The 4,623-nt window shown below is 61.2% G+C and carries 5 protein-coding genes; 1 reads left to right on the top strand and 4 read right to left on the bottom strand.

Features of this window, described 5'->3' with window-relative positions; genetic code table 11:
* The first annotated feature begins 46 nt into the window (after positions 1-46).
* Positions 47-190, top strand: a complete 144-nt coding sequence (locus BN1233_RS45010; RefSeq protein ID WP_425311754.1) for a hypothetical protein — start codon at positions 47-49, stop codon at positions 188-190.
* Positions 191-996: 806 nt separating this feature from the next.
* Here BN1233_RS45010 and BN1233_RS28375 read toward each other — a convergent pair.
* From BN1233_RS28375 to BN1233_RS28360, 4 genes are all read right to left on the bottom strand, one after another.
* A complete protein-coding gene (locus BN1233_RS28375; RefSeq protein ID WP_046867019.1) occupies positions 997-1,761 on the bottom strand; it encodes an ATP-binding cassette domain-containing protein in 765 nt (254 codons plus the stop codon).
* Between the two features lie 5 nt (positions 1,762-1,766).
* The gene (locus tag BN1233_RS28370) at positions 1,767-2,915 is read right to left on the bottom strand and encodes an ABC transporter permease (RefSeq protein ID WP_048710042.1); all 1,149 of its coding nucleotides are present in this window, start codon (positions 2,913-2,915) and stop codon (positions 1,767-1,769) included.
* Positions 2,916-3,002: 87 nt separating this feature from the next.
* The gene (locus BN1233_RS28365; RefSeq protein WP_046867018.1) at positions 3,003-3,983 is read right to left on the bottom strand and encodes an ABC transporter substrate-binding protein; all 981 of its coding nucleotides are present in this window, start codon (positions 3,981-3,983) and stop codon (positions 3,003-3,005) included.
* A gap of 65 nt (positions 3,984-4,048) precedes the next feature.
* On the bottom strand, positions 4,049-4,623 hold a 575-nt coding region (locus BN1233_RS28360; RefSeq protein WP_046867017.1), incomplete at its 5' end, for a cytochrome P450.

Genomic DNA, 4,623 nt, shown 5'->3' with positions numbered 1-4,623 from the left:
GACGGACTTTGATCCACGCACCTACGGGTATCGGAAGCTCAGCGATCTGGTACGAAACACGGGCGCGTTCGAGGTCAATCAGCCAGAAGGGTCCGGATTGCGGGTTCGCCTCAAAGCCTCGGAAGCGAAGTCACCGCCAAGGAAGGCTGGCAGGCGACGTCGAGGAGCGGGCACGAAGACTACTGATTGAAACCGGTCGGGCTCTGCCCGATCAAGATCTCATAGGCCCTGAGACCTGCCGCCGAAAATCCAAATCGGGGGCAACCCTGAACTTCACCTGCGGGAACTTGAGGGAAAGGGTGCATGACACAGGACTCGCCGGATCATCGAGTTCTCGTTCCGGCTCCGCGAGGCTCAGGGCATACTCATAATTCGTGCCGTCCGAACGCGGCTTGCTCAGGCCCGGGGATGCTCGCTCCGCGAAGGGATGCACCCTTAACCAGGTTTATGTCCGGCTGGGCCGCTTAGCCTATGATTGGACATGCTCGGCAATATAGATGAAACCGCGGCGCTTGAGATTGCTACCGCTATCTTTGAAGGCGAGGGGCGTATCCGGCGCCTGACCATGTCAAGGGACAGATTGTCTGCGTCGGGCCAGGACACTACAGAGTTGGATCGGCTGCTCACGCTCCTTCAGGACCCTCTCTCGATTCTACAACGACCTCCTGCCTGTTCCGCTGCGCGCAGCGGAGTAGTGTGAGGAGCCTAGTACATTTTCACGGCGTTTGGAATTCGGAGCGGCTCGGGAGACACGAGACGGCAGCAACATGCATTCTACGGAAGACCTGCTTCACGCCACCATCCACAACCGGATGCAATGCTCCATGCAACACCCGCTGTGCGCCAACCTATTTCGTCGCGTGACCGGCGACAGCCGCATTATGCAAACTCTGAGGTTCAGGGTCGGAACGGTTGTCCATGCAGGAGGCGGCACCCTGGTCACGTTCTTCTTCCAGACCAGAGACTTGGACAGTCTGCAAGGTCGAGTGGCCTTGCTTATCGGGCCCTCGTGTCGTCCAAGGCGCCCACCATGTACTGCACTAGTTCCTGGGTGTGAGTCTCCGCCGTCCGCTTCTCGGTCACCTTTCGCCCCCTGTGCATCACGATGAGACGATCGGAGACAGCAAAAGCATCGGGCAGCGTGTGGGTGATCAGAATGACGGGGACGCCCTGGTCCCGGAGTTTGCGAATGAGCTCGAGGACCTTGTGTTGTTCCGGAACACCGAGATTGTTCGTCGGCTCGTCCATGATCATCAGCTTGGCGTCCCAATAGATGGCACGCGCGATGGCCACTGCCTGACGCTGACCGCCCGAGAGACTCTCGATGGGAAGCCGGAGGTTCGGGAAATGGATCTCCAGCGCCTCCAGCGCTGCCCGTGATTCCTGAAGCATGTGGGCTTCATCCAGCATGCGGATGAAGCCGCCAAGATAGCGTTTCTTGACCTCGCGGCCAAGGAAGATGTTGGCACTGACATCGAGATTGTTTGCGAGAGCCAAATCCTGATAGATCGTCTCGATTCCCTGCCGGCGAGCATCGATCGGGCGGGGGAAGTGGCTTCGCCGTCCCTGGAAATAGATGTCGCCTTCATCCGCGTGATAAACGCCGGAGATGCACTTGATCAGCGTCGACTTGCCGGCGCCGTTATCACCCAGGAGGCCGACAACCTCGCCCGGGTATATGTCGCAACTGACCTCGTTGACGGCGACCAGACCGCCAAAGCGCTTGCTTATCTTCCTGATGGACAGAAGCGGCTCGGCCACGCGATCTATCCCGCTTTTCCGCGACCGATGATCAGATCACGAGACTGATCGATCAACACTGCGAGGATGACGACCGCGCCGACGACGATGAACTGCCAGAACGATGGGACGTTCAGCATCACCAGTCCGGTTGTCAGCACGGCAATGATCAGGGCGCCGATGACAGTGCCCATCACGGTTCCCGCCCCACCGAACAGGCTTACGCCGCCGATAATGACAGCCGCAATCGAGGCGAGCAGCAGCGGGTCGCCAATGACCGCCGAGCCGGCAGTAAAGCGCAGCGTCGAGAGGAAGCCGGCGATACCAGCGGTGGAAGCGGACAGCATGTAGACCTGGATGAATCGACGCTCGACTGGAATGCCGGTGCGGATGGCCGCTTCGAGGCTTCCGCCGATGGCATAGGTGTGCCGCCCAAACTGAGTCTTCCGCAGGAGGAAAATTGCGATGATCACGACGATCGCCGTTGCGACGACGGGGAAGGGAAAGATCGGGTCCATGCGTCGAAGCAGATCTCCGGAGACTTCGGGGCGGATCAGAAAATACAGGCCGCCACCCTCGCCCCCGATGAGGTAGATCAACGCGTCGTTACCGTAGGAGCGTATGCCCGCCGGCAGACCGATCACCGTCGTGTTTTCGGACATCAGCAAGGCGACCCCCCGCACGATGAACGAACTCCCCAATGTCACGATAAAGGCCGGCACTTTGAGCTTGGCGATGATAACACTGTTGAAAAGTCCGACGAGACACGCGCCTGCCAGGGCTGCCGCGAATCCGATAAGAACGGAGAGGAACAACGGCGCGCCGCCATTGTAGGCAGCCCTGATCGCCAGCGCGGCGAGCACCGACGCGAGACTCATCACCCATCCGACCGACAGGTCGATACCGGCGCTGATGATGACGAAGGTCTGTCCAAGCCCCAACAGGAGAATCGGGGTGATCGCGACCAGGATGTTTTGTGAGTTACGGAGAGTCAGGAAATTGACCGCGCCGTTGCTGGCGACCGGCACGGCGATGACAAAGAAAATGATCATCAAGCCCAGGAACGCCCATGCCCATACGCGGCTGAGCATGAGCACGACCTGCTGCCATGGCGTCGTGGTGAGAGACGGGGCGACCCCCATTTTCATCGCGGCACCGGGTTCACGATCAGCCACTCGGTCATATCCACCAGAGCGGAAATAGGGGCAGCGCGGCTATTACCGGGCGCAGGGAGTGCCGCGAACAGCACTCCCCAGCCACGCCTACTTGCTCGGGACCTTGTAAATGAAGCGCGCAACGGCCGGATCGTCGACATTGTCTTTGCCGATGATTGCAAATCCGGTCTCAACGCGACGCGGCAAGCTCGTAACGCCGGCTGCATCGGCTGCTGCGAACTGCACCGCCATGTAGCCCATGTCGAAGGGCTTCTGTGCGAGCACGAGGGTGATGACGCCGGCGCGCAACTGCTCGATGGCAAACTGGGTTGCGTCGTAGGCGACGACCTGGACATGGCCGCCGAGCCCGGCATTGATGACGGCAGTGCCGGCGCCCTGAGCGCTGAACACATTCGTACCGAAGACACCGGCGAGATCGGGGGTGCGCTGCAGGACGGCGGCTGTCTGCTGAACCGCCGTGTTCATGTCGTCGAGATTGAAATCGAGCCCGACAACCTTGACGTCCGGAAACTCTTTCTCCATCACCTCCTTGAAGCCGATAGCGCGGCCTTCGACCGAGCTGACGTTAGGGTTGGTCGAGTTGATGTAGACCTTGCCCTTGCCGCCGATGGCCTTTGCCAGGCCGCGTCCGGAAATGCGTCCGCCTTCGACATTGTCCGAACCGATATAGCTGATCGGGAAAGTCACGGGGCCATTTTTGTAGTCGCCGTCGCCGAGGAAGGTATCGACCGTAATGACCTTGATGCCGGCGTTGGCCGCGGCCTTGAGCGGACCGATCATCTGGTCCTTGTCGGTCGGCGCGGTCACGATGTAGTTGAGATCGCCGCGCGCGACCAACGCATCCAAAATCGGCGTCTGGACCTCGACGCCCCAGGTTGCTGGAATTTGGGTCACGACCTCGACGCCAAGATCCTTCGCCGCAGTCTCAACACCAAGCTGCATCACCTGGTAGAAAGGATCGACGACACCGGGCAGAAAGCCGATCTTAGTCTTTGCTACAGCAGCGCGCGGACCGAGCGAGAGGACCAGGGCTGCGATCAGCGCAAAGAGAAGCTGTCTCTTGGACATTTTCATCTCCCTGGTTGGACTGGTTATTGTTTCTGGACGCTGAGCCGACAGTCCCGGATGCTCGCTCAAGCTTGAGGCGATGATAGCCAAGTATCCGATTGCTTGCAAACAGAGCGCGCACTCAGATGAAACAGGGGCGCGTGGTCGGGCTGGGTCGTCACCACCGCGACCGGCAGGACGGGCCGTGGGCTGGCAAGTTCGATCCGAAACGCCCCAACGAGGCGGGCCAGGACCAGCAGCGCCTCCGTGAGCGCGAAATGCGCGCCGATGCAGACGCGCGGCCCGACCCCGAAGGGCAGATACGCGTAACGCGGCACCGGCGGCGCTCCCGGCAGGAACCGCCCCGGATCGAACGCATTCGGCGCGCGCCAGAGCCGCCGGTGCCGGTGCAGGATCCACGGCGAGACCAGGATCAGATCACCCGGGGCGACCGGACACTCCGACACCTGGTCCGGCGCCCGCGCGGCGCGCACGATCACGAATGCCGGCGGATAAAGCCGCATCGCCTCCTCGATCACGGCTCGGGTCAGGACCAGATGCGCCGCATCGACCCCCTGCCCTTCGCGCGCGACCTCGTCGGCAACCCGGTCCTGCACGTCGGGAGCCAGCGCGAGCAGATACACCGACCAGAATAAGGCGG

Source organism: Microvirga massiliensis (assembly GCF_001006805.1).
Lineage (GTDB): Bacteria > Pseudomonadota > Alphaproteobacteria > Rhizobiales > Beijerinckiaceae > Microvirga > Microvirga massiliensis.
This window is presented reverse-complemented; position numbering and strand designations above follow the sequence as displayed.

What these genes read in the sequence shown, in the direction of transcription:
- BN1233_RS28365 (WP_046867018.1), bottom strand. Translation starts at nt 3,983, where the DNA reads ATGTCCAAGAGACAGCTTCTCTTTGCGCTGATCGCAGCCCTGGTCCTC.